This window comes from Bartonella sp. B1098 (assembly GCF_944896145.1).
Taxonomy (GTDB): domain Bacteria; phylum Pseudomonadota; class Alphaproteobacteria; order Rhizobiales; family Rhizobiaceae; genus Bartonella.
In genome coordinates this window covers 195,618-221,604 of record NZ_CALYLP010000002.1, presented here as the reverse complement: position 1 = coordinate 221,604, position 25,987 = coordinate 195,618, and the positions used below count along the sequence as shown (strand labels likewise).

At 38.0% G+C, this 25,987-nt stretch carries 24 protein-coding genes; 11 read left to right on the top strand and 13 right to left on the bottom strand.

Going from position 1 to position 25,987, the window contains the following annotated elements; translation table 11 throughout:
* The first annotated feature begins 199 nt into the window (after nt 1-199).
* On the top strand, nt 200-1,456 hold the full coding sequence (locus tag NNJ85_RS00960) for a CCA tRNA nucleotidyltransferase (protein WP_254472834.1): 1,257 nt from the start codon (nt 200-202) through the stop codon (nt 1,454-1,456).
* A 568-nt stretch (nt 1,457-2,024) separates the two neighbouring features.
* Here the strand turns inward: NNJ85_RS00960 and NNJ85_RS00955 are convergent.
* Entirely contained in the window at nt 2,025-2,501 is a 477-nt protein-coding gene (locus NNJ85_RS00955) for a tRNA (cytidine(34)-2'-O)-methyltransferase (protein WP_254472833.1), read from the bottom strand.
* A 551-nt stretch (nt 2,502-3,052) separates the two neighbouring features.
* Here NNJ85_RS00955 and petA point away from each other — a divergent pair.
* From petA to NNJ85_RS00935, 4 genes are all read left to right on the top strand, one after another.
* Complete coding sequence (gene petA / locus NNJ85_RS00950; protein WP_254472832.1) at nt 3,053-3,601, top strand: ubiquinol-cytochrome c reductase iron-sulfur subunit; 549 nt, start codon at nt 3,053-3,055, stop codon at nt 3,599-3,601.
* 4 nt (nt 3,602-3,605) lie between these two features.
* Nucleotides 3,606-4,862 (top strand): cytochrome b N-terminal domain-containing protein, encoded by a 1,257-nt coding sequence (locus NNJ85_RS00945; protein ID WP_254472831.1) that lies wholly within the window; start codon nt 3,606-3,608, stop codon nt 4,860-4,862.
* Nucleotides 4,856-5,746, top strand: coding sequence for a cytochrome c1 (locus NNJ85_RS00940; RefSeq protein WP_254472829.1), 891 nt, complete (start codon nt 4,856-4,858; stop codon nt 5,744-5,746). Before NNJ85_RS00945 ends, NNJ85_RS00940 begins: the two co-directional genes overlap by 7 nt.
* 110 nt (nt 5,747-5,856) lie before the next feature.
* A complete protein-coding gene (locus NNJ85_RS00935) occupies nt 5,857-6,297 on the top strand; it encodes a PRC-barrel domain-containing protein (RefSeq protein ID WP_254472827.1) in 441 nt (146 codons plus the stop codon).
* A gap of 157 nt (nt 6,298-6,454) precedes the next feature.
* Here the strand turns inward: NNJ85_RS00935 and ychF are convergent, their stop codons facing one another.
* Nucleotides 6,455-7,558: a redox-regulated ATPase YchF gene (gene ychF, locus NNJ85_RS00930; RefSeq protein ID WP_254472825.1), complete on the bottom strand. Its 1,104-nt coding sequence runs from the start codon at nt 7,556-7,558 to the stop codon at nt 6,455-6,457.
* Between the two features lie 240 nt (nt 7,559-7,798).
* Between ychF and NNJ85_RS00925 the strand changes: the two genes are divergently transcribed.
* A complete protein-coding gene (locus NNJ85_RS00925; protein WP_254472823.1) occupies nt 7,799-8,542 on the top strand; it encodes a L,D-transpeptidase in 744 nt (247 codons plus the stop codon).
* A 375-nt stretch (nt 8,543-8,917) separates the two neighbouring features.
* On the opposite strand, the gene pth is transcribed toward NNJ85_RS00925, so the two are convergent.
* Nucleotides 8,918-9,499, bottom strand: coding sequence for an aminoacyl-tRNA hydrolase (gene pth / locus NNJ85_RS00920; RefSeq protein ID WP_254472821.1), 582 nt, complete (start codon nt 9,497-9,499; stop codon nt 8,918-8,920).
* A 76-nt stretch (nt 9,500-9,575) separates the two neighbouring features.
* The gene (locus NNJ85_RS00915) at nt 9,576-10,205 is read right to left on the bottom strand and encodes a 50S ribosomal protein L25/general stress protein Ctc (protein WP_005773824.1); all 630 of its coding nucleotides are present in this window, start codon (nt 10,203-10,205) and stop codon (nt 9,576-9,578) included.
* Between the two features lie 286 nt (nt 10,206-10,491).
* Between NNJ85_RS00915 and NNJ85_RS00910 the strand changes: the two genes are divergently transcribed.
* The gene (locus tag NNJ85_RS00910) at nt 10,492-11,991 is read left to right on the top strand and encodes an ATP-binding protein (RefSeq protein WP_254472819.1); all 1,500 of its coding nucleotides are present in this window, start codon (nt 10,492-10,494) and stop codon (nt 11,989-11,991) included.
* On the opposite strand, the gene NNJ85_RS00905 is transcribed toward NNJ85_RS00910, so the two are convergent.
* The 4 genes from NNJ85_RS00905 to lgt form a co-directional block, all read right to left on the bottom strand.
* Entirely contained in the window at nt 11,988-12,920 is a 933-nt protein-coding gene (locus NNJ85_RS00905) for a ribose-phosphate pyrophosphokinase (protein ID WP_254472817.1), read from the bottom strand. The genes NNJ85_RS00910 and NNJ85_RS00905 overlap by 4 nt on opposite strands.
* 789 nt (nt 12,921-13,709) lie before the next feature.
* Nucleotides 13,710-14,492 (bottom strand): peptidoglycan editing factor PgeF, encoded by a 783-nt coding sequence (gene pgeF / locus NNJ85_RS00900; RefSeq protein ID WP_254472814.1) that lies wholly within the window; start codon nt 14,490-14,492, stop codon nt 13,710-13,712.
* Between the two features lie 94 nt (nt 14,493-14,586).
* Nucleotides 14,587-15,666 carry a class I SAM-dependent methyltransferase gene (locus tag NNJ85_RS00895; protein ID WP_254472812.1) on the bottom strand — a complete coding sequence of 360 codons (1,080 nt, stop codon included), beginning with the start codon at nt 15,664-15,666 and terminating at the stop codon, nt 14,587-14,589.
* The gene (lgt, locus tag NNJ85_RS00890; RefSeq protein WP_254472810.1) at nt 15,641-16,519 is read right to left on the bottom strand and encodes a prolipoprotein diacylglyceryl transferase; all 879 of its coding nucleotides are present in this window, start codon (nt 16,517-16,519) and stop codon (nt 15,641-15,643) included. Before lgt ends, NNJ85_RS00895 begins: the two co-directional genes overlap by 26 nt.
* Nucleotides 16,520-16,805: 286 nt before the next feature.
* Between lgt and NNJ85_RS00885 the strand changes: the two genes are divergently transcribed.
* Together NNJ85_RS00885 and NNJ85_RS00880 are read left to right on the top strand one after the other, a co-directional pair.
* The gene (locus tag NNJ85_RS00885) at nt 16,806-17,063 is read left to right on the top strand and encodes an accessory factor UbiK family protein (RefSeq protein ID WP_005773817.1); all 258 of its coding nucleotides are present in this window, start codon (nt 16,806-16,808) and stop codon (nt 17,061-17,063) included.
* A 381-nt stretch (nt 17,064-17,444) separates the two neighbouring features.
* A complete protein-coding gene (locus NNJ85_RS00880; RefSeq protein ID WP_254472808.1) occupies nt 17,445-17,945 on the top strand; it encodes a YbjN domain-containing protein in 501 nt (166 codons plus the stop codon).
* Nucleotides 17,946-17,991: 46 nt separating this feature from the next.
* Here NNJ85_RS00880 and NNJ85_RS00875 read toward each other — a convergent pair whose 3' ends face one another.
* Nucleotides 17,992-19,332, bottom strand: coding sequence for an ATP-binding protein (locus NNJ85_RS00875; RefSeq protein WP_254472806.1), 1,341 nt, complete (start codon nt 19,330-19,332; stop codon nt 17,992-17,994).
* 7 nt (nt 19,333-19,339) lie between these two features.
* Complete coding sequence (locus tag NNJ85_RS00870; RefSeq protein WP_254472804.1) at nt 19,340-20,044, bottom strand: response regulator; 705 nt, start codon at nt 20,042-20,044, stop codon at nt 19,340-19,342.
* Between the two features lie 121 nt (nt 20,045-20,165).
* Between NNJ85_RS00870 and NNJ85_RS00865 the strand changes: the two genes are divergently transcribed.
* The gene (locus NNJ85_RS00865; protein ID WP_254472802.1) at nt 20,166-20,816 is read left to right on the top strand and encodes an MBL fold metallo-hydrolase; all 651 of its coding nucleotides are present in this window, start codon (nt 20,166-20,168) and stop codon (nt 20,814-20,816) included.
* A 64-nt stretch (nt 20,817-20,880) separates the two neighbouring features.
* Here the strand turns inward: NNJ85_RS00865 and NNJ85_RS00860 are convergent, their stop codons facing one another.
* The 3 genes from NNJ85_RS00860 to NNJ85_RS00850 all read right to left on the bottom strand — a co-directional run bounded on the left by NNJ85_RS00860 (nt 20,881) and on the right by NNJ85_RS00850 (nt 25,177).
* The gene (locus tag NNJ85_RS00860) at nt 20,881-21,603 is read right to left on the bottom strand and encodes a BA14K family protein (protein WP_254472800.1); all 723 of its coding nucleotides are present in this window, start codon (nt 21,601-21,603) and stop codon (nt 20,881-20,883) included.
* Nucleotides 21,604-22,474: 871 nt separating this feature from the next.
* The gene (gene uvrB, locus NNJ85_RS00855) at nt 22,475-24,610 is read right to left on the bottom strand and encodes an excinuclease ABC subunit UvrB (protein ID WP_254472798.1); all 2,136 of its coding nucleotides are present in this window, start codon (nt 24,608-24,610) and stop codon (nt 22,475-22,477) included.
* 261 nt (nt 24,611-24,871) lie between these two features.
* Nucleotides 24,872-25,177: an SH3 domain-containing protein gene (locus NNJ85_RS00850; protein WP_371923320.1), complete on the bottom strand. Its 306-nt coding sequence runs from the start codon at nt 25,175-25,177 to the stop codon at nt 24,872-24,874.
* A gap of 334 nt (nt 25,178-25,511) precedes the next feature.
* Between NNJ85_RS00850 and greA the strand changes: the two genes are divergently transcribed.
* On the top strand, nt 25,512-25,985 hold the full coding sequence (gene greA / locus NNJ85_RS00845) for a transcription elongation factor GreA (protein ID WP_005773808.1): 474 nt from the start codon (nt 25,512-25,514) through the stop codon (nt 25,983-25,985).
* Nucleotides 25,986-25,987: the final 2 nt, after the last annotated feature.

Here is a 25,987-nt window from a genome sequence, read left to right as displayed (position 1 = left end):
ATAATGGACATCTTATTGTTTGTAACAGAAAATGAGAAGAAAAGAAGCATCATAAGCCGTTTTTTTTCATATTCGTGTATAGATAGAGAAAAGTTTCTTTGAAGAAAGAGGCATGTTTTATAAGGAATGTTTTAAAAACTTTGTTTTATGAAGAGAGTTTTTGAAAGCAATGAAGACAACTTTTTTGAAAGGTTAAAGGGTGAATATAAGGCAGAACTTTAAACAGGCTGCGTGGTTACAACAAAGTGATGTCCAAACACTTCTTCGTATTTTATCTTTAGAGGGGGAAGAGGCACGTATCGTGGGGGGAGCGGTGCGCAATCAACTATTAGGGCAGCCTATTAGTGATATTGATATTGCGACAACTTGCTTACCGCAACAGATTATCGCGCGTGTAGAAGAAGCAGGATTTAAGGCTATTCCTACGGGGATTGCGTTTGGTACAATAACAGTGGTTGCGCATTCATGTTCTTATGAGGTCACAACGCTTCGCAGCGATATTGAAACAGATGGTCGTCATGCAAAAGTGATATTTGGGCGTGATTGGAAAAAAGATGCTGAACGGCGAGATTTTACGATAAATGCCCTTTATTGTGATGCTGCTGGCAACCTTTATGATGATGTAGGAGGCTTGAGCGATATTGCGAGCCGAACAGTTCGTTTTATCGGTGTTTCAGAAAATCGTATTAGTGAAGATTATTTGCGTATTTTACGGTTTTTTCGCTTTTTTGCGTGGTATGGAGTGGGGCGACCTGATGGGCAAGGATTGAAGGCATGTGTTCGTTTAAAACACGGTTTAAAAAAACTTTCTTCTGAGCGTATTTGGGCAGAAATGAAAAAGCTTCTTTTAGCTTTTGACCCAACACGTGCTCTTTTATGGATGCGACAAAGCAGAATTTTGTCACTCATTTTTCCTGAAACAGAAAAATGGGGCATTGATGCAATTCACGCATTGGTGAAAACAGAACAGATGCTGGGTTGGAAAGTTGATCCATTTTTACGGCTAGAAAGTCTTCTTCCTCCTGATCCTATACGTCTTCATAAAATGGCACAGCGTTTGCGTTTTTCCCATAAGGAAACAACACGGTTAAAGGAATGGGCAGAGTTAGAAATAATAAGCCAAAACTGTTCTGATCATTTTGTACAAAAATTGATTTATTTTCATGGGCGACAGCCGGTTTTAGATCAATTATCCTTGTCTGTGGCTGCATCACATGCCGATATTCCAGAAAAAGGGGATGCTTTGCAAAAAAAAGAAGATTATCTCAAACTTTATCAGCTTGTTCAAAAATGGCAGATTCCAACTTTTCCCATTAATGGTAATGATTTAATAAAAAAAGGTTTTTCAAAAGGTATCCTTTTAGGAAAAAAGCTTAAAGAACTAGAAATGATATGGATTGAAAGTGGATTTTTAATGGATCGTCATGCCCTATTAGAAAAAATTGATTTACAATAACAAGTTACCATTACTCATATGAAATAAGAGCGCCAAATATTGTAAGATTATCTTATTTCAAATCTATTCATATTACATCAATCAAAATTATTTCCTTATTCGTCACAAGCGAGAGGAGTCCTGTGAGAAGAAACGATTATAGGGGGAAAAATGCCTCTTAATAAACCATATCAAAGATAAAGATTCTGGAAAATAAGAACAGATTAGAGGGAATAATGATAACGGTTTGTATTTTTTATGAACATAAAGAGGAGGATGCTCAATGCATTTTTATATGAGAGGTATTTAATTATTCACAGGTGGTGATATAAAATGGAGGTAATGGGCACTAAGAAACGTTTATTTTATCAGCACTTAGGTATTGGGCGATGGCAGATGTTATACACTTTAACTATATTTATAGGATAGCTTATGAGCTTTTAGCGGCTTTATTCCAGACGTATCGTTGAAGAGTATAGGTTTTTAAGATTTGTAAAATTCTTGAAAAATAATTTTTTCTATTTATTTAAAAACCAGAGTTTATGTATTTTGATATTCTATGTAATGCTTTGATAGAAGTGTTGTGTTTTTATAGATTACAGTTTTCTTCATAATAACCAATTTGGCGCAGTGCTTCTCCTGTTGTTATGGCTACGCTCATGGCGAGATTGAGAGAGCGTGCCGGTGGTTTCATGGGAATTTTCAATGTGTAATCGACAGCTTCATGGACATAATCGGGAACGCCAGCTGATTCACGACCAAAAAGTAAAACATCATTTTTTTGATAGTCTATCTGCGTATAGCATGTTTTTGCTTTTGTGCTTAAAAGCAAAAGACGGCAGTTAAAGTGTTTCATAGAGCTTAAAAAATGTTGCCAATCAATGTGTCGTTCTAAGGAAGCATATTCGAGATAATCCAATCCTGCACGTTTGAGATTACGGTCCGACAGGTTAAAGCCTGCGGGTTCAATAATGTGCACATGTAAACCAAAACAAGCACTAAGACGTAAAATTGTTCCGGTATTACCAGCAATATCAGGTTGGAAAAGAGCTATATGAAGTGTCATATTCTCTGTAATATGATTTTTTTCAGCTTTGTAAAGAAGTGCCGTAATTTATTCGAAAAATATGGTCAAGAAATATATGATTTTTGCATTTAGTTTTTATGCACTTTAAGTTTTAAGAAAAAGTTACGGTCAAAGATTTGTTTGAGATAAGAGGGAATCTCATGATTCGGGATTTCCTTCGATTGAACGATATGGTGAAAAGGAGGATATTTAATGAGGTTGGATCTTTCATTGGGACGGAGATTTGACCATAACAAGAAAGTTTTTTCTTTAAGGATCTCGATTTTTATCAGGTAAGGGAAAGGTTTTGATTGATTGAATAGGAACAGAGGTTTGAAATAAACCTAGGGTACTTAGGTTTCTTATTTACTTTGTAGGATGATAAATTATCATTAAACTAGGTTTTTGTATATCTGTTATCCAAAGAGTAGAAATTTTTTACAGAGGTATTTTTATGGGTTAAGACAGTGGTGATTGATCCAAGCATTGTGCAATGGGAGAGGGTATGATAAAAAGGTGTTTTAGCAACGTGTCTCTTTGAAGTTAAGGCAATGGGTGAGCAAACGAGGCGGGATTTTCTGTTTTTGGTAACAGCTGTTACAGGAGCAGTTGGAATGGGGGTTGTTGCGTGGCCTTTTATCCGTCAGTTGCGCCCAGATGAGGCTGTTTTGACATCTTCTTCTGTTGAGGTTGACCTTTCCGGTATTGAGGAGGGGATGTCGGTGACGGTGAAATGGCGAGGACAGCCTGTTGTTATTCGAAACCGTACGGCAAAAGAAATTGCTGATGCGCGCGCTACGAGTTTGAGTCTTTTAAAAGATCGTCAAGCCCGCAATCCTAATCTTGAAGGTGAAAAAGAAGCGACGGATTTTGCACGTTCAGCCGGTAAAGGCCGTGAAAATTGGCTTATTGTCATTAATCTTTGTACGCATCTAGGCTGTGTAACACTTGGGCAATCGGGGAAATTTGGAGGGTGGTTGTGCCCGTGTCATGGGGCTGTTTATGATACCGCTGGAAGAGTGCGGTCAGGTCCAGCGAACTATAATTTGGCGATCCCTCCTTACCAATTTCTTTCTGATACTTTGCTCAAAATAGGATAAGGTCATGACAAGGTTTCCTCCTTATTGTCCTAAAAATGCTCTTTCCCGTTGGTTTGATAAGCGTTTTCCTCTTCCTCGTTTTTTTTATAATGCATTTGTGATTTTTCCTGTTCCGCGTAATCTTAATTACTTTTATACATTTGGCGGTATTTTGACCCTTATGCTTTTATCACAGCTTTTGACTGGTCTTGTCTTGTCACTGCATTATGTTCCAGATATTCATTTGGCTTTTGAAACGGGTGAACGATTTCGGCGTGAAGGCCAGTTTGGATGGCTTTTTCGTCCATGGCATAGTGTAGGCTCTTCATTTTTTTTTATTGCCGTTTATATCCATTTGGCGCGCGGACTTTATTATGGTTCTTATAAAAATATGCGAGAAATGGTGTGGGTCACAGGGATTTTTATTTATATTATCATGATGGCAATCGCATTTTTTGGTTATGTGCTTGTTTGGGGGATGATGTCTATTTCAGCCGCCTCAGTGATTGCAGGACTTTTAAAAACGATACCTTTGGTGGGAGCATGGTTACATGAAACACTTCTTGGGGGTTATGGTGTAGGACAACCAACATTGAATCGTTTTTATGTTTTTCATTATGTTCTATCATTTGTTTTGCTTCTTTTTGTAGGGCTTCATATTTGGGCAATCCACTGTGTCGGGCAGGGAAATCCAACGGGTCTTGCGATACAATCAGATAAGGAAACGGTACCGTTTTCGCCTTATGCACTTATCAAAGATATTTTTGCCATTACTGTTTTTTTGATCTTTTTTGCTTGGTTTTTATTTTATATGCCCGATTATATGGGGCAAGCCGAAAATTATAGCGTGGCCGATCCTTTAAAGGCACCGCTTCGTGTGGTTCCAGAATGGTATTTCTTGCCTTTTTATGCGATGCTGCGTGCTATAACTTTTGATATAGGTATTTTTTCTTCAACTTTTGTAGGCTTTGTTCTCTTCGTCAGTTCGATTCTCGTGTTAATTTTTGTTCCATGGTTAGATCGTTCTAAAATATGTTCGGCAAGATATCGGCCTATTTATAAAATTTTCTTTTGGGCATTGGTTTTTGATGTCGTTTTTCTTGGTTGGCTGGGTTCAAGAGAAATAAGTGACAGAATTCTTTTATGGGCGCAATTGGCTACGATTTATTATTTTATATTCTTTTTGGTTATTTTACCGATTTTGCCTACGTTTGAAAAAAGTCGTTCTCTTCCTTCTTCGATTATGCAAGATCTGCAACAGGAAAAAAAGAGACTATGGTAAATGTTTTTATTGGATTGATTATTATTGCTATGAGCTTTTCTGTTCAGAGTGGGGTCAGTCATGCCTCTGATCGATTGGATCAAGAGGAGGAACTTATTTCTTTTCCCTCACAGATTCCTACAAAACAAGAATGGAGTTTTTCAGGGCCATTTGGGTTTTATGTTAAGGCGCAATTGCGGCGTGGGTTAAAAGTTTATAAACAAGTTTGTTCCAGCTGCCATGGGCTAAAATATGTGGCTTTTCGCCATTTAAAAGCTCTTGGCTATGATCAAGAACAGATTAAAGCTTTGGCGGCACAATATGAAGTGCGTGATGGTCCTAATCGAGAAGGAAAAAATTTTAAACGTCCTGGGGTCGCAACGGATTATTTTCCTTCTCCTTTTGCGAATGAAGAAGAAGCAAGATTTATTTTAAATGGTGCTTATCCTCCAGATTTATCATTGATGGCACGGGCACGTGGTGTATCTTTGCCATTTCCTGCTTTAATTACGGATGTCTTGACTCATTATGATACAGCTGGTCCCGATTATATTACAGCTCTTTTAACAGGATACCAGGAAGCACCAAAGAAGGTAGAAGTTGCAGATGGTTATTGGTATAATCCTTATTTTATTGCCAGTAATTCTTTAACCATGGCGCCTCCTTTGAGTGATGGTGTGGTTACTTATGAAGATGGAACCCCCCAAACTGTTGAACATTACGCGCGTGATGTTTCTGCTTTTTTGATGTGGGCGGCCGATCCTCATATGGAAATTCGTAAAAAAACCGGTTTTCGTGTTATTTTATTTTTAATCATTTTTGCAGGGCTTGTTTATATTTTTAAAAATCGTATTTGGTGTCATTTAGAGGAAGAAACAAAAGAGGAAATAAAGAGAAAAGGATAAAGTGACCGCGTTTGAAAGAGGAAAAAGTATAAAGAGCATAAGGAACAAATCTGTTTATGATGCATTGAGTTTTTATAAAGTAAAAGCAAAGTAAAAACGGAGATGTTAAAATGAAAAAAATTGTATGTATTACCCTTATGTCAATTTTGATGCTTTCGAGTACTTATGCTCAGTCTTTTGAAGTGCCTTCTAAACCTGAAATAATTTCTTCAACGGGTATTGTACAGGTGGGGATCGATAAGTCTGTGCGCTATGTAACACCTTTAGCAACGGATTTTGTTGCTTCCAGCCTTATAGGTGCCGATGTCTATAATATAGAAGATGAAAATATTGGTGAAGTAAAAGATATTATTCTACGTGAAAATAATATTGTGGGGTTTGTGATTGCGGTTGGCGGTTTCCTTGGCATAGGGGAGAGTTATGTGGTTGTTTCTCCAGAAACAATCCAAATGACAAATAATTATGGTAAGTGGAAACTTATTACAAATGCGACAAAGGATTCTTTAAAAGATGCTCCAACATTTAAATATGAAGGGCGTTGGATGCGCTAATTTTATATTTTCATTCTTTAATCGATAAAAAAGTTGCTACCATAATAATATGGTAGCAACCGGTTTTTAGTTCAGAAGAACTTGGGAGTTTTTGCAACACCCTTCTATAGACTTATTGCAAAGTCTTCAAGATAAAATATTAAGGGAGAATAAAGATTTAAGTATTATGTTTAAATAACATGATATCGCCATCTTGCACAATGTATTCTTTTCCTTCATCGCGGGCCTTTCCTGCTTCTTTTGCACCGCTTTCTCCTCCCAGAGCAATATAGTCATTGTAGCTAATCGTTTGGGCGCGAATGAAGCCGCGCTCAAAATCAGAGTGAATAACGCCGGCGGCTTGGGGAGCTTTTGTACCACGCGTAATTGTCCATGCTCGTGTTTCCTTAGGTCCGCAGGTAAAGTAAGTAATAAGATCAAGTAAATAATAACCAGCGCGAATAAGGCGATTTAAACTTGGCTCAACGAACCCTAGAGCATCGAGATATTCTGATGCTTCAGCATCATTCAGTTGCGTGATTTCTGCTTCGATAGATGCAGAAATGATAATGCTTTGCGCATTGTGCTCTATTGCCATTTTTTCAACTGCTTGGGTAAAGTTATTTCCATGAACGGCATCATTTTCGCTTACGTTACAAACATAAAGTACAGGCTTGGAAGTGAGAAGATTTAAACTCTTTAGAATATGGTGTTCATCTAAAGCAATATCTTTGAGTAATAACCGGACAGGATTTCCCTGTTGCAGAATATTTAATGCTTTTTCCATAACAGGGAGAATTGTAAGAGCTTCTTTATCTTTTCCAATTGCTCGTTTACGGATTTGTACGATTCGTCTCTCCAGACTTTCAAGATCCGCCAGCATGAGTTCAGTTTCAACGGTTGTCGCATCAGAAATAGGATCAATACGTCCTTCTACGTGGGTAATATCTTCATTTTGAAAACAGCGTAAAACATGGATAATGGCATCGACTTCGCGAATATTGGCTAAAAATTTGTTCCCTAAACCTTCGCCTTTTGACGCGCCTCGTACAAGCCCCGCAATATCAACGAAATTAATGCGTGTAGGAATAATTTCTTTTGAACCAGCAATTGATGCAATTTTTTCCATTCGTAAATCTGGAACAGCAACTTCACCGGTATTGGGTTCAATGGTACAAAAAGGATAATTGGCAGCCTGTGCAGTGGCTGTTTTTGTTAATGCATTAAAAAGAGTTGATTTACCAACATTAGGTAATCCAACAATACCGCATTTAAAGCCCATGAGAATCCTTCTTTTCTGTTGATTTTATGCTCAAGATAAAATTTGTATAGCATATTTTCAGAAGAGTTATAGTCTTTGTATTGCAAGAAGTGAGAAAAAAGTCTACAGCAATAAATAATCTGCTTTTTTTACCTTCTAAAGTTCTTAATTTAAGAAAACTTCTAGTTAATGTTAATAGTGTGCTAAGTTTTTCATGGTACGCAAATCTGCATAAATAGTTTAATCGGAGAAAATAGAAGAGTGTTATCTCGTTGTGCCTTTTTAATTGCAGCACTTTTAGCTTTGGCAGGATGTGCTACAACACGTCAATCAGATATGTCATCAGCTTCTTTTCAACAAGCTCGATACATTCCACCAGAAATACAGGCTTTGTACGGTCCTGTAAAGAATGAAACTTATCCGTTACCTGCTGTTGAACTTGCAAAAATTGATCCAAAGTTTTGGCGACAAGAAGTGATTTATTATACATCTTATCCACCTGGAACGTTGGTTATCGATACGCAAGAATGTTTTCTTTACCTTATTGGTGAAAATGGGAAAGCTTTACGCTATGGAATTGGGGTCGGTAAGGAAGGCCTAGCATTTGAAGGTGAGGGGGTTGTACAGCGCAAGCGTCGCTGGCCAAATTGGGCACCTACTGCAGCAATGATGGCTCGAGAACCAGAACGTTATGGTCATTTGGGGAAAGGAATGCCACCAGGCCCCGATAATCCATTGGGCGCACGAGCACTTTATCTTTTCAAAAATGGGAAAGATACACTTTTCCGTATTCATGGCTCACATGAATCTTGGTCAATTGGGCGTGCGATTTCAAGCGGGTGTATCCGTTTGCTTAATCAAGATATTATTGATCTTTATGATCGTGTTCCCGTTGGTTCACGTGTTGTGGTGTTACAAAACAATAGGAGTGTGCCTACAGTTTACAGTCAACAATCAAATGGCTACGATCCGCTAGAGTCAACCATTCAGGCAAATGATTTTTAATTTGAGGGAGAAGATTGGAGAGAGCCATTTGAGTATTTTGGTTTTCTATTCAATCTTCTCTTTTTCAAAAGGTCTGTACAAATATGATGATTTTCTTTGTCAGCTTTTCATGTTTCCCCAACAGGCTTTACCTTTGATAAGACTTATAAGAGGCATTCTCTTTCTTTTTTCAAGAGATTTTATCCGTATACCTCTCCAATTCGTGAGGTGTACACCAATGGTTTTGATTGCTTTCATTATCAATAGATTTGAAATGAATCTTATGATATTTGATGCTTTTATTCAGCTTACAAAAAATTAATTTTATAAATCAATGTATTATATAAAATTTCTATAGAGAAGTGTTGATTTTTTGCCAATAAGAGAAATAAGCGATTAGGATAAGTTTTTGTTTTTTATCGTTTGTGAAACTTCATTCATAAAGAGAGATTTGTCACCTTTTATGAGGAGAGTAATATTTTTTGCAAGGGTATTTAAGAGAGGGAGCAACCATTCTTGATCAGATTTGGTAAAATTTCCTAGAACATGTTGATGAACAAGTTCTTTGCTTCCAGGATGACCAATTCCTATACGCAGACGACAATAGTCAGTACCACAATGGGCATCAATAGACTTAATACCATTATGTCCATTATTTCCTCCCCCAATTTTTATACGGACTTTTCCCGGTGATAGGTCTAACTCATCATAAATGATGATCAAATTCTTTAAATCTAATTTGTAAAATTGCAAAGCTTCGCCAATAGCTTGCCCCGATAGATTCATGAAAGTTTGTGGTTTTATAAGAAAAATTTTCTCATTATTTATAAAACCATTGGAGATTTCTGCTTGAAACTTCTTCGACCATGGAGAAAAAGAAAAGGACTGATAAATAGCATCCACAGCCATAAAACCAATATTATGGCGGTTATTTTGATATTGCAAACCAGGATTTCCAAGACCAGCAATAAGCCACATATGTACCTTCAGTCAAAGTGTGAGGGGAGTATACGTCTCATAAATGAAGGCGGGAAAGATTCCCGCCTGTTGTGTTTTATGAAGTTGGCGCTTCGTCTTCATCCTTTTCTTGTTCGGAAGTTTCATCAGTGATATCCAGGCTAGCGGGAGCTGCAATGGTTGCAATGGTAAAGTCCCGATCTTGGATGATGGGTGTCACATCTTTTGGCAGTTGAACGGCTGAAATGTGAATAGAATCACCAATAGAGTAGCTGGAGAGGTCAATTTCGATAGCTTCAGGAATAGCATTCGCTGGAGCTGTACATTCAATTTCGTGACGAACAATATTGAGGACACCACCCTTTTTAATTCCAGGTGCTGTATCTTCATTGAGGAAGTGGACAGGAATATTCACTTCTACAACGGATTTTGCTGAAATGCGTAAGAAATCGACATGGAGTGGAAAGTCACGCACAGGATCCAATTGGTAATCTTTTGGCAAGACCATAATTTTTTGCTTGTCGAGAACAATTGTTGCAATGGTGGTCCGAAAGCCACCGGCGTGGATTTTGTAGAAAATTTCTTTATAGGGAACTGTTATTGCCAAAGGAGGTTGTTTTTCACCATAAATGACAGCAGGGATAAGACCGTTGCGACGAAGTTCACGGGAGGACCCCTTACCAACCCGCTCGCGTTTTTCGGCCTTAAGAGTGTAACTTTTACTCATAATTTAAGTCCTTTTTACATGATTGGAGATCCTTCAAAAACAATAATAGTTTTTGCATGGATATGAAGATATGCGCTAGAAAACAGCGATTGCTCCATTCTACGTTGCCTCCAAGGGTGTCTACGTAGAAGTTTGTTCTATAATTCAAACTCTTCATAGATGCAAGAGTTGTGGGAAAAATCGATGATTTCTACCGTTAAAAAGGAGGAAATGTTACAAATTGCGGTGTGGATGGAGAATCAACCAATAGGCGCTGATATGTTTAAAATCAAACACTGGAGATGTTATGAAGGTTGAGATTGCCTTGGGTGAGATGTCAGAGTGTCGTGCTTTGCATAAAACGATGCCAGCACTTCTTGATTTGGAAGAATTATTGGCGACACGTCTTCTTGTACAAGGGAATTCCGGTTCAGGGAAATCACATCTTTTACGCCGTCTTTTAGAACAAAGTGCTAAGTGGGTGCAACACTGTGTGATTGACCCAGAGGGGGATTTTATAACTTTGGCCGATAAATTTGGTCATGTTATTGTAGAGGCTCAACGGAGTGAATTAGAATTGACGCGTATTGCCCATCGCATTCGGCAACATCGGGTTTCGGTGGTCTTTAATCTTGAAGGGTTGGATACCGAACAACAGATGCGTGCTGTGGGGGCTTTCCTTGGAGCATTGTTTGATGTGGAGCGTGATTATTGGTATCCTATGCTTATCGTTGTCGATGAAGCACAATTGTTTGCGCCAACTGCGGCAGGAGAAGTTTCCGATGAAGCGCGTAAAATTTCTCTGAGCGCTATGACCAATCTTATGTGTCGAGGACGTAAACGTGGTCTTGCTGGTGTTATTGCAACACAACGTTTGGCTAAGCTTGCCAAAAATGTTGCTGCTGAAGCTTCAAATTTTTTAATAGGACGGACTTTTTTAGATATTGATATGATGCGTGCGGCTGATCTTTTGGGGATGGAGCGTCGCCAAGCGGAAATGTTTAGAGATCTTGAGCGGGGAAATTTTATAGCCTTAGGTCCTGCTTTATCACGACGTCCCTTACCAATTATCATTGGTTCTGTTGAAACTTTAGCACGCTCTTCTAGCCCTAAATTAATGCCACTTCCAACAGAGCACATAGATGCAAAAGAACTCGTTTTTACGGCTTCACCAGAGGAAATTTTAACGCCATTTAAACAAATACGAGAGCCTGTGAGAGAAAAATCAATGCACGAGATGTTAGAGGAGGTGGTGCATAAAAAACAAGAGGACTTAGAAGAAAATCTAAGTTTATTTCCTGAACTTTCTGATGTTGAGCGTAATAGTCAAGCAGAACAAGTTATTCGGGAAATTCTTAAGGATCCTGAGGCTTTTTATCGTTCAACAGCGGTGCTTTATCAAGATTTTTCGGTTCGTTGCCGTATCCATGGTATGTCTAAGGTTCCTTTTAATCTTTCACAATTTCGGCGTAAATTGGCGATTGCTCAAGCTTTTGTCGATGAACAAACAGCTGTCAGTGAACATTGGAAATATATTTTGCAGATATCAGAAAGTTTGGAAGATGATGTTCAAGGGGTCTTCTTGAATGTGGCACAGGCCGCATTGGGTGGAAAGCCATGCCCATCTGATGCATTTTTAGCCCGTCTTTATGGGACACACTCTTTAAGTCGTGCACGTCGGCTTTTAACCTACTTTGAAGAGCGCGGCCTCATTGTTATTCATACGCATTTTAGTGGTCAACGCATCGTTGCATTTCCTGATCTTGGTGTCGAAACGGCACCAGGAGATCCCAAAGAACCACTTTAACCAAATAAGCTGGAAACAGATTGTTCTGCTGCTGTTCTGGCGATTGCTTCTCCAATGAGATCAGCAATGGGCAAAACGCGAATATTATGAGCTTTCTCAATGGCTCCTGTTGGCATAATTGAATCTGTAATAACCAATTCTTTCATTTCTGAGTGGGTAATGCGTTCGATTGCACTCCCAGAAAGAACACCATGCGTGATATAAGCCGTGACACTATTGGCACCGTGTTTCAAGAGAGCACTTGCTGCATTGCATAAAGTTCCACCAGAATCAACAATATCATCCAGTAGAAGACAATCTTTCCCCGATACATCTCCAATAATATTCATAACTTCTGATTCACCAGGACGTTCACGACGTTTATCGACAATAGCAAGCAAACTGTTCAAGCGTTTGGCGAGTGAGCGAGCGCGGACCACACCACCCACATCAGGTGAAACAACAATAACATTTTCAAGAGAATAATGCATTTTGACATCGCGAGAAATGACAGGAACAGCATAGAGATTATCCGTAGGGATATCAAAAAAACCTTGAATTTGTCCTGCATGAAGGTCTAATGTTAAAATACGATGGGCGCCTGCTTCAGTAATCAGGTTGGCAACAAGTTTTGCAGAAATAGGAGTCCGTGGTCCAGGTTTTCTATCTTGGCGGGCGTAGCCAAAATAGGGTATCACCGCTGTAATACGACGCGCAGAAGAACGACGAAGGGCATCAATCATGATGAGCAATTCCATCAAATGATCATTTGCCGGATATGATGTAGATTGCAAAACAAAAACATCTTGTCCACGCACATTTTCATGCAATTCTACGAAAATTTCTTGATCTGCAAAGCGTTTTACAGTGGCCTTACCTAAGGGTATGTTCAAATAATTTGTAACATCTTCAGCTAGGCGTGGGTTAGAATTTCCGCAGAAAAGTTTCATAGTAGAACCTCTGAATAATCATGGTAGGAATGCGACACGGTTTTTAATTTCTTTTTATTAAATTGCAAGAAAACAATTACAAAAGCCTTACAATTTTATTGATTATTATTAAAGAGCTATGCGGTATATTTTCTTTTTTTCCAAAATTTTTGTTTCCTTTAGCGTTAATTCTTGAAATTGTTAAGAAAAAACAAAGGATACGATTTTATTTGTACAGGGGGATCTGTGATAGAGCAAGATTTATTCACTTTATCTGTTGTGATCATTGAGGAGTAAAATCGCTTAAAGAGCTTTGTTACAAAATTCCATTTAAATACGTATGCTCTTTTATTTTAAAAATGAGATATTTTATAATATGAATTTTATTTCATAATTTAGAAATATTTTTTATCTCTATGAGCTTTTATATAATCCTTGTTCTAAGTATGTTTTTGCTGATCGTGATGCGTGTCATGTTTTTTATTTTTTGGGTATTTCTAGGTGTTTTGTAAAATCGATATGTTATTTTTTGTAGTGAGAGTGAAGGCAAGTGAAGATACTTTTAATCATCCAATTTAGCTTTTTCTTCAATGACTTGATTTAGAAAATAGCTTCAGTGATATTTTATGTTTAAATAATGACGTATTAAAGGTCATTAATAAGCAAACGTTGAACAGAAGAATTTGTTTTATTTCTCAATGCGACAGTTTTCGTGTTTTGTAACGCCAATAAGAATTTTTATGAAAAAAGCGTACTTATTTTATCGACATTATTTTGTTTGCGGTTTTGATCTTTTTTTGAAAAAAATATTTATTTCAACATAATAGCAGAAATTTGCCGCTCATAATCAGGTTCATTGCGGTGTATTGTACGTCGATAAGAAAAAAAATGCTGTTCATCTTGATAGGTACAAAGCTCTACACAAGAAGCATTAACGCCTGCTTCTTTGAGTTGATTGATAATAAACGTCCATAGATTAAAATGAAAATGATTGACTTTTTCTGTTTTTAAAAAATATTTTTGAAATTTGCTGTGACTCTCAATAAATTGGTTATAAAATTCACTTGTTACTTCGTAGTGGTGTGGACCAATACAAGGTCCAAGAGCTGCTGTTATTGATTGTCTTTTGGCTCCCTGTTTTTCCATAACAGCAATTGTTTTCTCAATAATTCCATTTAAACTTCCGCGCCAGCCAGCATGCGTTGCGGCGATGACCCCAGCTTGTGGATCAGCAAACAGTATTGGGCCACAGTCTGCTGTAAGAATACCGATTACAAGCCCTGGTGTGGTGGTAACGAGAGCATCTGCTTTGGGAGGTTTGTCAATAAACGCTTGATTGACTACGACAACATCAGAAGAATGTATTTGATTGACCGTGACTAAGTTTTGTACCTCAATAGAAAAATAATCAGCGATCAAAAGACAGTTCTGCACAATATATTCAGGTTGATCATTTAACCTTTTTCCAACATTAAGGCTATGACAAAGGTTTTTTGAAACACTAGCTTGACGTGTAAAAAATCCATGTTTTATTCCATGGGTGTGTAAAGTAGAGAGATTTTTTGCGAGGATGGGATGAGGGATAGGTTTCATAAAAGTTCCTTATAGGATTATTTGAAATGAGATGTTTCTATTTGTCGATAAACATTTCAGATAATGATGTGCTTATTGACACAATTGCCGATCATCAAAATTGGGGAGGTATAGATATATTTTTATCACTGAAATGTAAAACTTTAAATAGTTTACCCATTTGATCTGGGCCAGCGAGCCGTTGGATATCTTGGCGGATTTTGTCTTGCAAGGAAGCGCTTTTTCCCATTCCAAGCTGTTTTGCACGCTTCATGAGCCCCATTTTAAAAAGAAATTCTCCTTGCTCTAAGGTTTCAGCAAAACAGCCCTGTTCAAGAGCTATATTTTTTAAAAAAGAAAAATCAACATGGGATGTTAAATCATGTTCACCAGGGGCATCAAAAATATCTCGAAATTTATGTTTTGAGAGTGCTTGCAAGGTATCGCCAAAGGCAAGGTCACACGCACCATAATCGATAAGCAAAGCAGAACCTGTGACTTGCACTAAATGGTGACTGATCTGTTGCATGAATTGATGTCGTAAGGGAGCATGTTCAAAAATTGTCCCATCAGGGACTTCAGAGCAATAGGTTTGTAGACAAGAAGAAGGAAGTTTATGCGGGGCAGCAATAAAGATGAAATCTCCATCTTTATTGCTTGTGATGCGGCGTTCTCTCCATTCACCATCGATTTTAATATATTGGTTGATGGGGAGGGTATCGAGGAATTCATTACCAATGAGAAAGAGAGGTTTTGAAGGAATTTGATTAAAATTTTCAATGCTATGGATTTGTTTTCGATAAGAGAAAAGGCGCTTTTTTTGTTCTTTTGCGAGTTTTTTACTTATTTCAATCAGAAAAATTTCAGCAGCATTAAATGCTGTTGTCGAAAGCTTTTGGATGGTTCGCAAAATGTCATCCATCAAAGTTCCACGTCCTGGTCCTATTTCAGCAAGAATGAAAGGCTGAGGACAACCATGGGCCTTCCAATTTGCAAGAAGCCAAATGCCAATCATTTCTCCAAATAATTGGCTTACCTCGGGTGCTGTTATGAAATCACCAGTGCGCCCAAAAGGTGTTTGTGTTTGATAATAGCCAAATTGAGGATCTGTGAGCGCCAATGTCATATATTCACTGACAGTAATGGGGCCATGAGATGCGATGATTTCTTTAATTTTTTCTTTGAGGGATGTCATTTTCGGTAGATTTATCTTTAAACGCTTGAAGGAGGAGATAAAACCCTAAAAGAAGCATGGGAAGAGATAAAGCCATGCCATAGGTAAAGCCTGTAGAATGGAAAAGAGTAGAGAACCATTCTGGATCTTCTTGAGGAGCGCGGTAAACTTCTGAGATGCTGCGTGCTATTGCATAGCCTATAATAAATATTCCTGACACAGTCCCACGGCGTTTGAATGCTTTGAAGGCAAAAATAACGATGAGGAGAAGAGTGAAGAGAAAAAATCCTTCTGTAAATGCTTCGTAAAGTTGGCTTGGGTGGCGCGGTAAATAGTAAGGATCTAGAGGAAAACAAACTGCCCAAGGTTGTGTGGTAACGTTGCCCCATAATTCTTGATTGATGAAATTGCAGATTCGTACAATGCCGATACCGATAGGCGCACCGGCAGCAATGATATCAAACATGGATCGTACATTGATGTTATTTTTACGAGCAAACAAAATCATTGCAATGATAATACCAATAAGACCACCATGAAAAGACATTCCCCCATCCCATACGGCAATGATAGCACTTGGATGGCTGAAGTAATAAAGAGGATCCCATACAAGAACTTGTCCTAAACGCCCTCCGACAACAACACTTATGGCAGACCAGACAACGAAATCTCCGATCTTTTCCTTATCCATGGGAGGGTGGTTTTTATGCCATAGAGACGGTTTTTTTAATAATTTTTGCGCATACCACCAAGCAAAAAGAATACCAACGACATAACCAAGCCCATACCAATGAAGTGTTATGGGGCCTAGCTGGATAATGACAGGATCAAGAAAAGATGGAAAAGCAATGGCTGGACAGACAAGATTGTTCATGAATTAAGCACTTTACATTGTATAAGATGGATATGAAGTGACTCTAATGGTCAGAAATGACAGATGAATGCACAATGGTCAAGTCAGGAAGGAGAATAAATATCTATTCACATTATGGTAAAAAATTATGGCGATAAAAAGGAATATAAAAATTTTCAAACAAACTCGTCATGAAAAATCGGCATAATAGGTAAAAATAGGGTAAAAGGAACAAATTACAGTATCTAAATGTTATGAGAATACACTATAATGCGTGCGTCAATATTAAAATTTAAGGAAAAATGTTATGCGTAATGGATCAAACCGTATTCTTGATGAATTAGCAAAATTAGCAACAGATGCCGCTGACGTTGCGCAAGGTATACGACGTGAAGCTGGAACAGCTTTTCGTGTGCAAGCTGAAAAGATAGCCAACAAACTTGATCTTGTTTCACGTGAAGAATTTGAGACCTTTAAGGAGATGGTGCTGAAAGTCCATGCTGATAATGCTGATTTGAAAAAGCGTCTTGATGATTTAGAAAAAAAGCAGACACGAAAAAAGTAAAATAGTTTTTCTAAAAAAAGAATCTTCAAAAAAATATCCCCAATTTTTCAATACGATGTGTGAAACTAAAAAATGCTTAATCTTGAGTCTGTTAGAGCGGAGCATTTGTTTATTTTTAATTTTTTTGGGGGGTAAAATTCACTTTTTTGAATCAGGGGGGCTGGCGCTATGAAATTGTATCAATACACTGAAAAGACTTGATGATTCGTTTTATGATTATCAGGTTGCCCTAAAGAGCGCTATTGTGTTCTGGGGGGGTGTAGTGTCGATGTTTTTAATGTGTATTTGTTTGGTATAAAAGTTCTGATTGTGACAAAATATTGTTACAATTTAAGCGGTTTATATTCTGTTGACAATGTTTTAAGATGATTGAGGATTGTGATGAGGCTTGCATTTTGCGCCACAGAAAGAAAAGAGCATCCTGTTGACTTTATCGAACAGATTGCCTGTGAATATGATTGGTCGTTTGAGCGGGATGCCCAAGATGAAATTAGCGTTTGTGTGGAAGGAAAACGGGCAAATTATCGTCTTGCTTTTTCATGGATGGAAGAGCAAGAAGCATTGCATTTGGCCTGTTCATTTGATCTTTCTATTGAAAATGCTCGAACAGCCGAAATACAACGCTTATTGCTCGCGATTAATGAAAAGTTGTTGCTGGGACATTTTGATTACTGGCAGAGGAATAATTCGGTTATTTATCGACAAGGTCTTCTGTTGGCTGGTGGAGTGCATCCATCCCATATACAGGTTGAAACATTGTTGATACACGCACTGAAAGCCTGTGAAAGCCATTATATTGCTTTTCAGATGGTGGCTTTATCAGGAGAAAGTGCTTACAAGGCACTGCAATACACTTTGTTTGAAACTGTAGGGAATGCCTAAAATATCAAGTCCGTTATTGTTTATAGGCGGTTTGCTGAAAGATTGCTCATAGGGGGATATCAAGAATAGCGCGTAATCCCCCGAGAGGGCTCTCATCCAATTGTATGTTGCCACCATGGCTGCGTGCTATGTCTTGGGCAATAGAAAGACCAAGTCCTGTTCCACTTGCATCTTGATTTCGTGCTCTATCAATTCTGAAGAATGGCTTAAAAACTTCTGTCCGCATATCTTTATGAATTCCAGGTCCATCATCGTCGATGATCAATATAAAGGATTCTTTTTGAGAGTTGGCTGTTAGTTTAATGGTCGTTCCATAACAAAATGCATTTGAGACAAGATTGCTGACCAAGCGTGTGAACGCACGAGGGCGTACTTGTATTTGTGTAGGGCCTTCAATGGCATAAGAAAATTGACGTTTATGAAGATGCGCATCGTCGGAGAATTTTTGCATAAGAGCGTTGAGGTCAAAGGTCTTGACACTTTCACTTCCTTCGCCACGGGCAAAAGCAAGATAATCTTCTAACATATTTTGCATATCATTGACATCTTGCTCAAGCGGTTTAATATCAAAATCAGTATTTGCTAATGCTAGCTGGAGTTTAAAACGTGTAAGAATAGTTCTTAAATCATGGCTTACACCTGAAAGCATCATGGTGCGTTGTTCGATTTGCCGTTCAATACGTTCGCGCATTCGTAAAAAAGCAATACCAGCACGACGAACTTCATCGGCTCCTTGTGGTTGAAATCCTTTTGGTAAGGGGCGCCCCCGCCCAAAACTTTCAGCTGCTTCAGCCAATTGTTGAATGGGTTTTATTTGGTTGCGTAAAAAATAAATTGCTATCAGCAATAAAACAAGGGCTGTTCCTACCATCCAACTTAAAAAAATAGCAGTATTGGAAGCATAAGCTTGGCTACGTGGTGCAAAGACGCGCAAGATATTGCGGCCAAGATGGATGCGGATTTCAACAAGATCAGAATCCCCTACGGTATCAATCCAGAAGGGACGATTGATTTGGCGGGTGATTTCTTCACTGAGAAAATAATCAAGAATTGCAAAAAATGGCTTAGGTCCTGGAGGGGGTAAGGGGGTAGGAGAGAGAATAGAAATGTTTAAGCCCATACGTTGTTGTGCAATACGTTTAATATCTTCATAGTTATCTTGCTGCCGGTATGTTTCAATAATATCAATAATGGCTGAAATATCATGCACGACAGCTATTGAAAGACGCTCCGTTACCATTTGCCAATGACGTTCCATAAAGACGTAAGCAATGACCGTTTGCAGTAGCACCATGGGAGCGATAATAATGATCAAAGAGCGTGCATAAAGCCGTTTAGGCATCTTTTTCGTTAACCATCGAAAAAAAATTCTTAAAGCTTTGATCATTGTTTGCCTATGCAATTGAGAGTTTATACCCTATTCCTCGTACGGTTTGGAGCCATATAGGCAATGCTGGATTTTTTTCGATCTTATGACGAAGGCGGTTGACTTGTACATCAATGGCGCGTTCACTAATCGTGTTGTCATCCATTGCAAATTGATGACGCGGAATGATGTCACCTGCGTTTTCGGCAAAAATGACCATCATTTTTTGTTCTTTATCAGTTAATTTAATAATTTCTCCTCCCCTTTTGAGTTCGCGCCGTGAAATTGAAAAAATATAAGGCCCAAAAACGATTTGCTCAATTTTGGGTTGGCTAAGGGGAAAACCGCGTCGTAAAATAGCATTGATGCGAAGGAGAAGTTCACGAGGATCAAACGGTTTTGCTAGATAATCATCTGCACCTGCTTCTAATCCACGGATACGACTATCTATTTCTGATAAAGCTGTGAGCATGAGGATAGGAACATCTTTTGTTTGGCGCAGTGAATGGGTAAGACTAATACCGTTTTCACCAGGCATCATGACATCAACGATAAGAAGATCAAAATCTAAACTTTTCAATAGTCGTCTTGCCTCATTGGCATTGGCTGAAACTGAAACACGAAATCCATTTTTAATGAGAAACTGAAATAAAAGATTACGAATACGTGTATCGTCATCAATCACAAGAAGGTGAGGGGCATCGTCACACAAAACTTGAACGTGATTGGTCATTCTCCAAAACCTTTAAATGAAGTTTTTAAAAGATTTAACTTTACATAAGTTGCATAAAGCTGTCGAGCAGGTTATCTTATAAAAGGAAGGAAATGTTTCTTGTAAGCTTGAAAAGGGTTTCATGAGTCATTTTAGTACACATATTATTCCGGTTACGCCTTTTCAGCAGAATTGTACTCTGCTTTTTGATAAAGAACAGAAAGTAGGTGTTTTAGTAGATCCTGGTGGAGATTGGCTTCGAATTCAAGAAGTCATTAAAAAGATGGGTATTACCGTTGAGGCAATTTGGATAACACATGGTCATTTTGATCATGTGGGAGCAGCGATGCAAGTAAAAGAAGCACTTGGCGTAAAAATTATCGGTTCACATCGCGATGATAAGCCTGTGATGGATGCTGTGGTTGAAAGTGCAAGAAATTATGGTATCACGGATGCCTCTGTGTGTATTCCGGATCAATGGTTAGAAAATGGTGATAGTGTCCATTTTGCTGAACATGTGTTCAGGGTTTTTCATACACCAGGGCATTCTCCTGGTCATGTTATTTATTTTAATGAAAAAGAACGCTTTGCTTTATTGGGTGATGTTCTTTTTCGTGGTTCTATCGGACGTACAGATTTTCCTTTTTGTTCTCATGAAAAATTGATGAAATCACTTCGAGAAAAAGTTTTGCCTTTAGGCGATGATGTTCGTTTCATCTGTGGTCATGGTCCTGGAAGCCATATAGGCTATGAGCATCGGTGGAATCCTTTTCTTCAAGATCTCAGCATATAACCAAAAAAACGCTTTAAAGCGTTTTTTTGGGGTTACTTAAAATTTTCTTAGCAACGCAAAAATACTAATTCAATGGAGCATAACAAAAGTGGTCTTGTCCATCATAGCCTCTAAAAGTACCTGTTTTGGGGTTGAATGAACGATACTTTTTCTTGCAATATTGAAGCCATCCACGAGTCCATGGTTGCTGGAGCGGCTGGTATGTGGCTGTTGACTGAGATTCATAAAGGATTTGGGTTTGTGGAACTTGTTGATACACCACTTGCGGAACCTCTTGATACACAACCTGTCTTTGTGGCATAGGTTGATAGATAATTTGTGGCTGTTCTGGTTTTTTCAAAACATTGCCAAGAATCGCCCCTGCTGCGAGACCAAGAATACCTGCTGCTACAGCATCCCCTGAGTTATCGCGTGTTACATGATGCTCATGTATATGACGATGTGTTGTCTTTTTGCGTTCAACATAACGATATGTTTTGCGTTCAACATGATGACGATTATGTTCTCGTCTTTTATGGTCAACATGATGGTGGGGATGCGTATGAGAAGAGTGATATCTTTCAAAAGTAGAATGGCTGTTAGAATGATAAGAAGGAAAATAGGAATGCATTCCTTTCTTCATATCCTCCATTTGCTTATCCATACTTCTTCTCATATCATTTATTTGTTGATCAATATGACTTTCACTATGCATCCATTTCATATTGGCAAACGCTGTACTGAGTGGCATCAAAACGGTTGTTGCTGATACCACTGATAATACCGCTAATTTACTAGATTTTTTCATAGCGACACTCCTTAACTTAAATCTATATTTTTTCACATCATACACGTGACAAACTGAATATAATCTGAACAACTTTTGACTTTATTTTGACAAAACGAATAAAGAGCTATTTGGTTGACAAAAATTATTTTATAAAATCTCATTTTTACAAGAGTAAAAAAACTTTTTATTGGATAGAGAATTCTTGCATTATATGATTCCGTATAACCTAAAAAATAAAAATATGAATCAAGAATATCATTAATGTTATTATAAACTTATACTTTTATAATAAGGAGATATGTTATATTTTTGAATTCATAGATCATTGTTCATTTTTTGATAGGTCAAATCTTTTACATTAATGTGCATTTTTTTATCAGGTATAAGTCGGACGTTTTTTGTTTCACCATAAACAGGTTTGAAATGAGAAAATTTTACGGCGTTTTGGGTTCTTATGCACTATAAAAAACGATAAATTATCTTTATAAATAAATTTTTGGGGTTATAAAAAATATTCTCTTTAATTTATTATTATTGATTGAGAATTTAAAAATTTTTCTAAAAAGACTCATATTTGAGTTTTTTAATGGATCCTTTTTTCTTTATATGAGACAATTTTTATTGAAGTATAAAGCATGTTTCGTTTATGAGTATTTCGTGTAAGTCTTTCAGAAATTCAAGGTTTATTTGAGAGTCTTTGAGATTTTTAGATTATTTGTTGGGCAAAATGTTTCTTTGTTTTTTTGCCGTTTTGTTAAAAGTATTTTTGTAAGATCTTTTTCTTTTTTTGTTTTTTCAAAACGTTGATATCTATGAATGAACCTTCGTTATCATGATTTATGTCACTTAAGAGTTAAAGGGGGAACATGGGAGAAAGGTGTTCGCGATACTATTTTAAGGATCCATCCGAGATTGCGAGTTCTATTTTCTGGAGTTGTTTTATTTCATCACGAAATCGTGCTGCTTCTTCAAAATTAAGATCCGCTGCTGCTTTACGCATTGATTTTTCCAGAGATTGAATATGGCTTGCTAAATTGTTACGATCTATATTATTTTGCGTGATAAAATGAGAGATATTTGTAAAAGTTTGGCGGCTTTCACTTCCTGCATTGAGAATATCGTCGATATTTTTTTTGATACTGGTTGGTGTGATATGGTGCTCTTTATTGTAGGTTATTTGTTTTTGTCGACGTCTTTGAGTTTCTTGTAAAGCACGTTCTATAGAGCCCGTCATTGTATCTGCATAAAGAATAACGCGACCATCTACGTTACGTGCGGCACGACCGATGGTTTGGATGAGCGAGGTTTCTGAGCGCAAAAAACCTTCTTTATCGGCATCTAGTATGGCAACAAAACCACATTCTGGAATATCCAAACCTTCTCGAAGGAGGTTGATCCCAATGAGGACATCAAAGGTGCCAAGCCGCAGATCACGAAGAATTTCAATGCGCTCTAACGTATCAATATCGGAATGCATATAGCGTACGCGAATACCTTGTTCGTGGAGATATTCCGTTAAATCTTCGGCCATACGTTTGGTTAGGACCGTGACCAATGTACGGTAGCCTTTTTGAATTGTTTTACGAATTTCATTGACAACATCATCGACTTGAGTACGTGCTGGACGAACTTCTGTTTCTGGATCAACAAGCCCAGTTGGGCGGATAATTTGTTCAGCAAAAACACCATGGGATTGTTCCATTTCCCAGCGTCCAGGCGTTGCGGAGACAGCAATTGTTTGTGGGCGCATAGCGTCCCATTCTTCAAAGCGTAAAGGACGATTGTCCATACAGGAAGGGAGGCGAAAACCATATTCTGCTAGAGTGGCTTTTCTGCGAAAGTCACCGCGATACATGCCACCAATTTGGGGAATCGTGACATGGCTTTCATCGATAAAAACAAGAGCATTGAGTGGAATATATTCGAATAAGGTTGGTGGTGGTTCACCAGGATTTCGTCCTGTTAAATAACGTGAATAATTTTCAATTCCCGGACATGAACCTGTTGTTTCTAACATTTCTAAATCAAAAATTGTACGCTGTTCTAAGCGTTGTGCTTCTAGAAGACGACCGGCGTCATTCAATTCATCAAGACGTTGAACGAGTTCTCGTTTAATCAATTTCATTGCTTGATTTAAGGTTGGACGTGGTATTACATAGTGTGAATTGGCATAAATTTTAATAGATTGAAGGTCATCTGTTTTTTGTCCCGTTAGAGGATCAAACTCAGTAATTTTTTCTACTTCATCGCCAAAAAGCGAGATACGCCAAGCACGATCTTCAAGGTGAGCAGGAAAAATTTCAATGGTATCACCTCGTACACGAAAGGAACCACGAATGAAATTAATGTCTTGCCGATAATATTGTTGAGAAACTAAATCAGCCAGGAATTTTCGTTGATTGAGTTTGTTCCCTTTTTCTATTTGGGAGGTCATGGCCGTATAGGTTTCTACGGAACCAATTCCGTAGATACAGGAGACAGATGCGACGATAATAACGTCATCACGCTCTAAGACGGCGCGTGTTGCAGCATGGCGCATCCGGTCGATTTGTTCATTAGTAGAGGATTCTTTTTCAATATAAGTGTCAGAGCGTGCAACATAGGCTTCTGGTTGATAATAGTCATAATAAGAAACAAAATATTCGACAGCATTGTGAGGAAAAAAGTTTTTAAATTCTCCGTAAAGTTGTGCGGCAAGCGTTTTATTGGGGGCTAAAATGAGAGCTGGACGTTGTGTTTTTTCAATGACTTTCGCCATCGTATAGGTCTTTCCCGAGCCAGTCACCCCCAAGAGCACTTGTGTACGTTCATCTTTTTCAATTCCCTCAACCAGAGTTTTAATAGCTTGAGGCTGATCTCCCGCCGGTTTAAAGGATGTTTCGAGTTGAAATGGAATACCACCTTCAGATTTTTCAGGACGAATAGGGCGATGAGGTGTCCATAATGCTCCATTCTTAAAAAGAGGATTACCTGAAGCAATGAGAGCAGAAAGAGCTTCTACGGTTGCAGTAACACCATTTTTCATTGTTGTATCCTTTGAGAGAAAAGTGCTGGTGATTTTAAAGAAAATACTAATTTTTACAATTTTATTACGAGAACAGCAAAACGTTATTGAGTGGTTTGTTTTGGTTTACTGGCGCTTTTATGAGGATATTGATCAAGTTTTTTCTATGAGACGAGTTCTTCGAAATGTTTCTTTGGTAGGGGCATATTTGTGGTCGCTCGTGGGATATTATTGCATTCTTGCCATGATGATAAGTTATTATGGTTGTTATGAAGAATAATCCTATGGGATCTGTTTTGGAGCTAAAGACATTGTGTATGTGTGATAAAGGTCATTGCCATCTTTAAATGAAAGATAACGCGATGATACCCAACCTATTTGAGCGTTATGTCGGATATGGCACCAATTTCCTTCACAGTTTTTAACAAAAACCAATTCTCCAGCAGAGATTAAGCCACAAACTGCATACTGAATGCTAGGTCCTGTTCTAAAATTAAGATTTGTTGTCACAAAGGCATCTGCTGCTTTAGATATTGTCGTGGCTAAAAAGAAAGAGCCAAACATAAAAAAAATGACAATTTTTTTCATTTTTCTACAAAGAATTTCTTTAGAAATTATCCTTCTCTCTTTATATCCCATATGATTTCTGTTGCTAGACTATGATAAAACAAAAAAAATTACAATTCTTTCTTCTTTATGATACTTTAAAGAGGAGAGCGAAGTTTAACGTTTTAAACACCAAAATGAGATGTTTTAAACACTATTAGTGCATGTTTTGTTCCCTTTATTTATTTTTATATGGAAAACAGGGATACTGTGCTATATAATGAAAAAGATCGTAGTTTTCGGATTCCAAAAGTAATTTTGGAAGCCGTTTTTTGTGTTTTTATTAAACCTTCCGTGTAATAGAAAGGGACGGATTATGGAAAAAGTTCCGATGACTACAGCTGGTTTTGAAAGTCTTAAAGAAGAGTTGCGTTGGCGTCAACAACAGGAACGTCCACGAATTATTGAAGCAATTTCTGAGGCGCGTGCCCATGGTGATTTGTCAGAAAACGCCGAGTATCATGCTGCTAAAGAAGCTCAAAGTCATAATGAGGGGCGTATCAATGAGCTTGAAGATTATATCGCAAGAGCAGAAGTTATAGATGTCTCTCGTCTTTCAGGCGACAAAATCAAATTTGGAGCGACTATTAAACTCTTAGATGAGGATACTGAAGAAAAAAAGGTGTATCAGATTGTAGGGGATCAAGAAGCTGATGTAAAGATTGGTAAAATCTCTATTTCTTCGCCGATTGCACGTGCACTCATTGGCAAGCAAGAGGGTGATGTGATTGAAGTGAATGCCCCTGGTGGTGCGCATAATTACGAAATCATTAAGGTTCAGTACATTTGAAT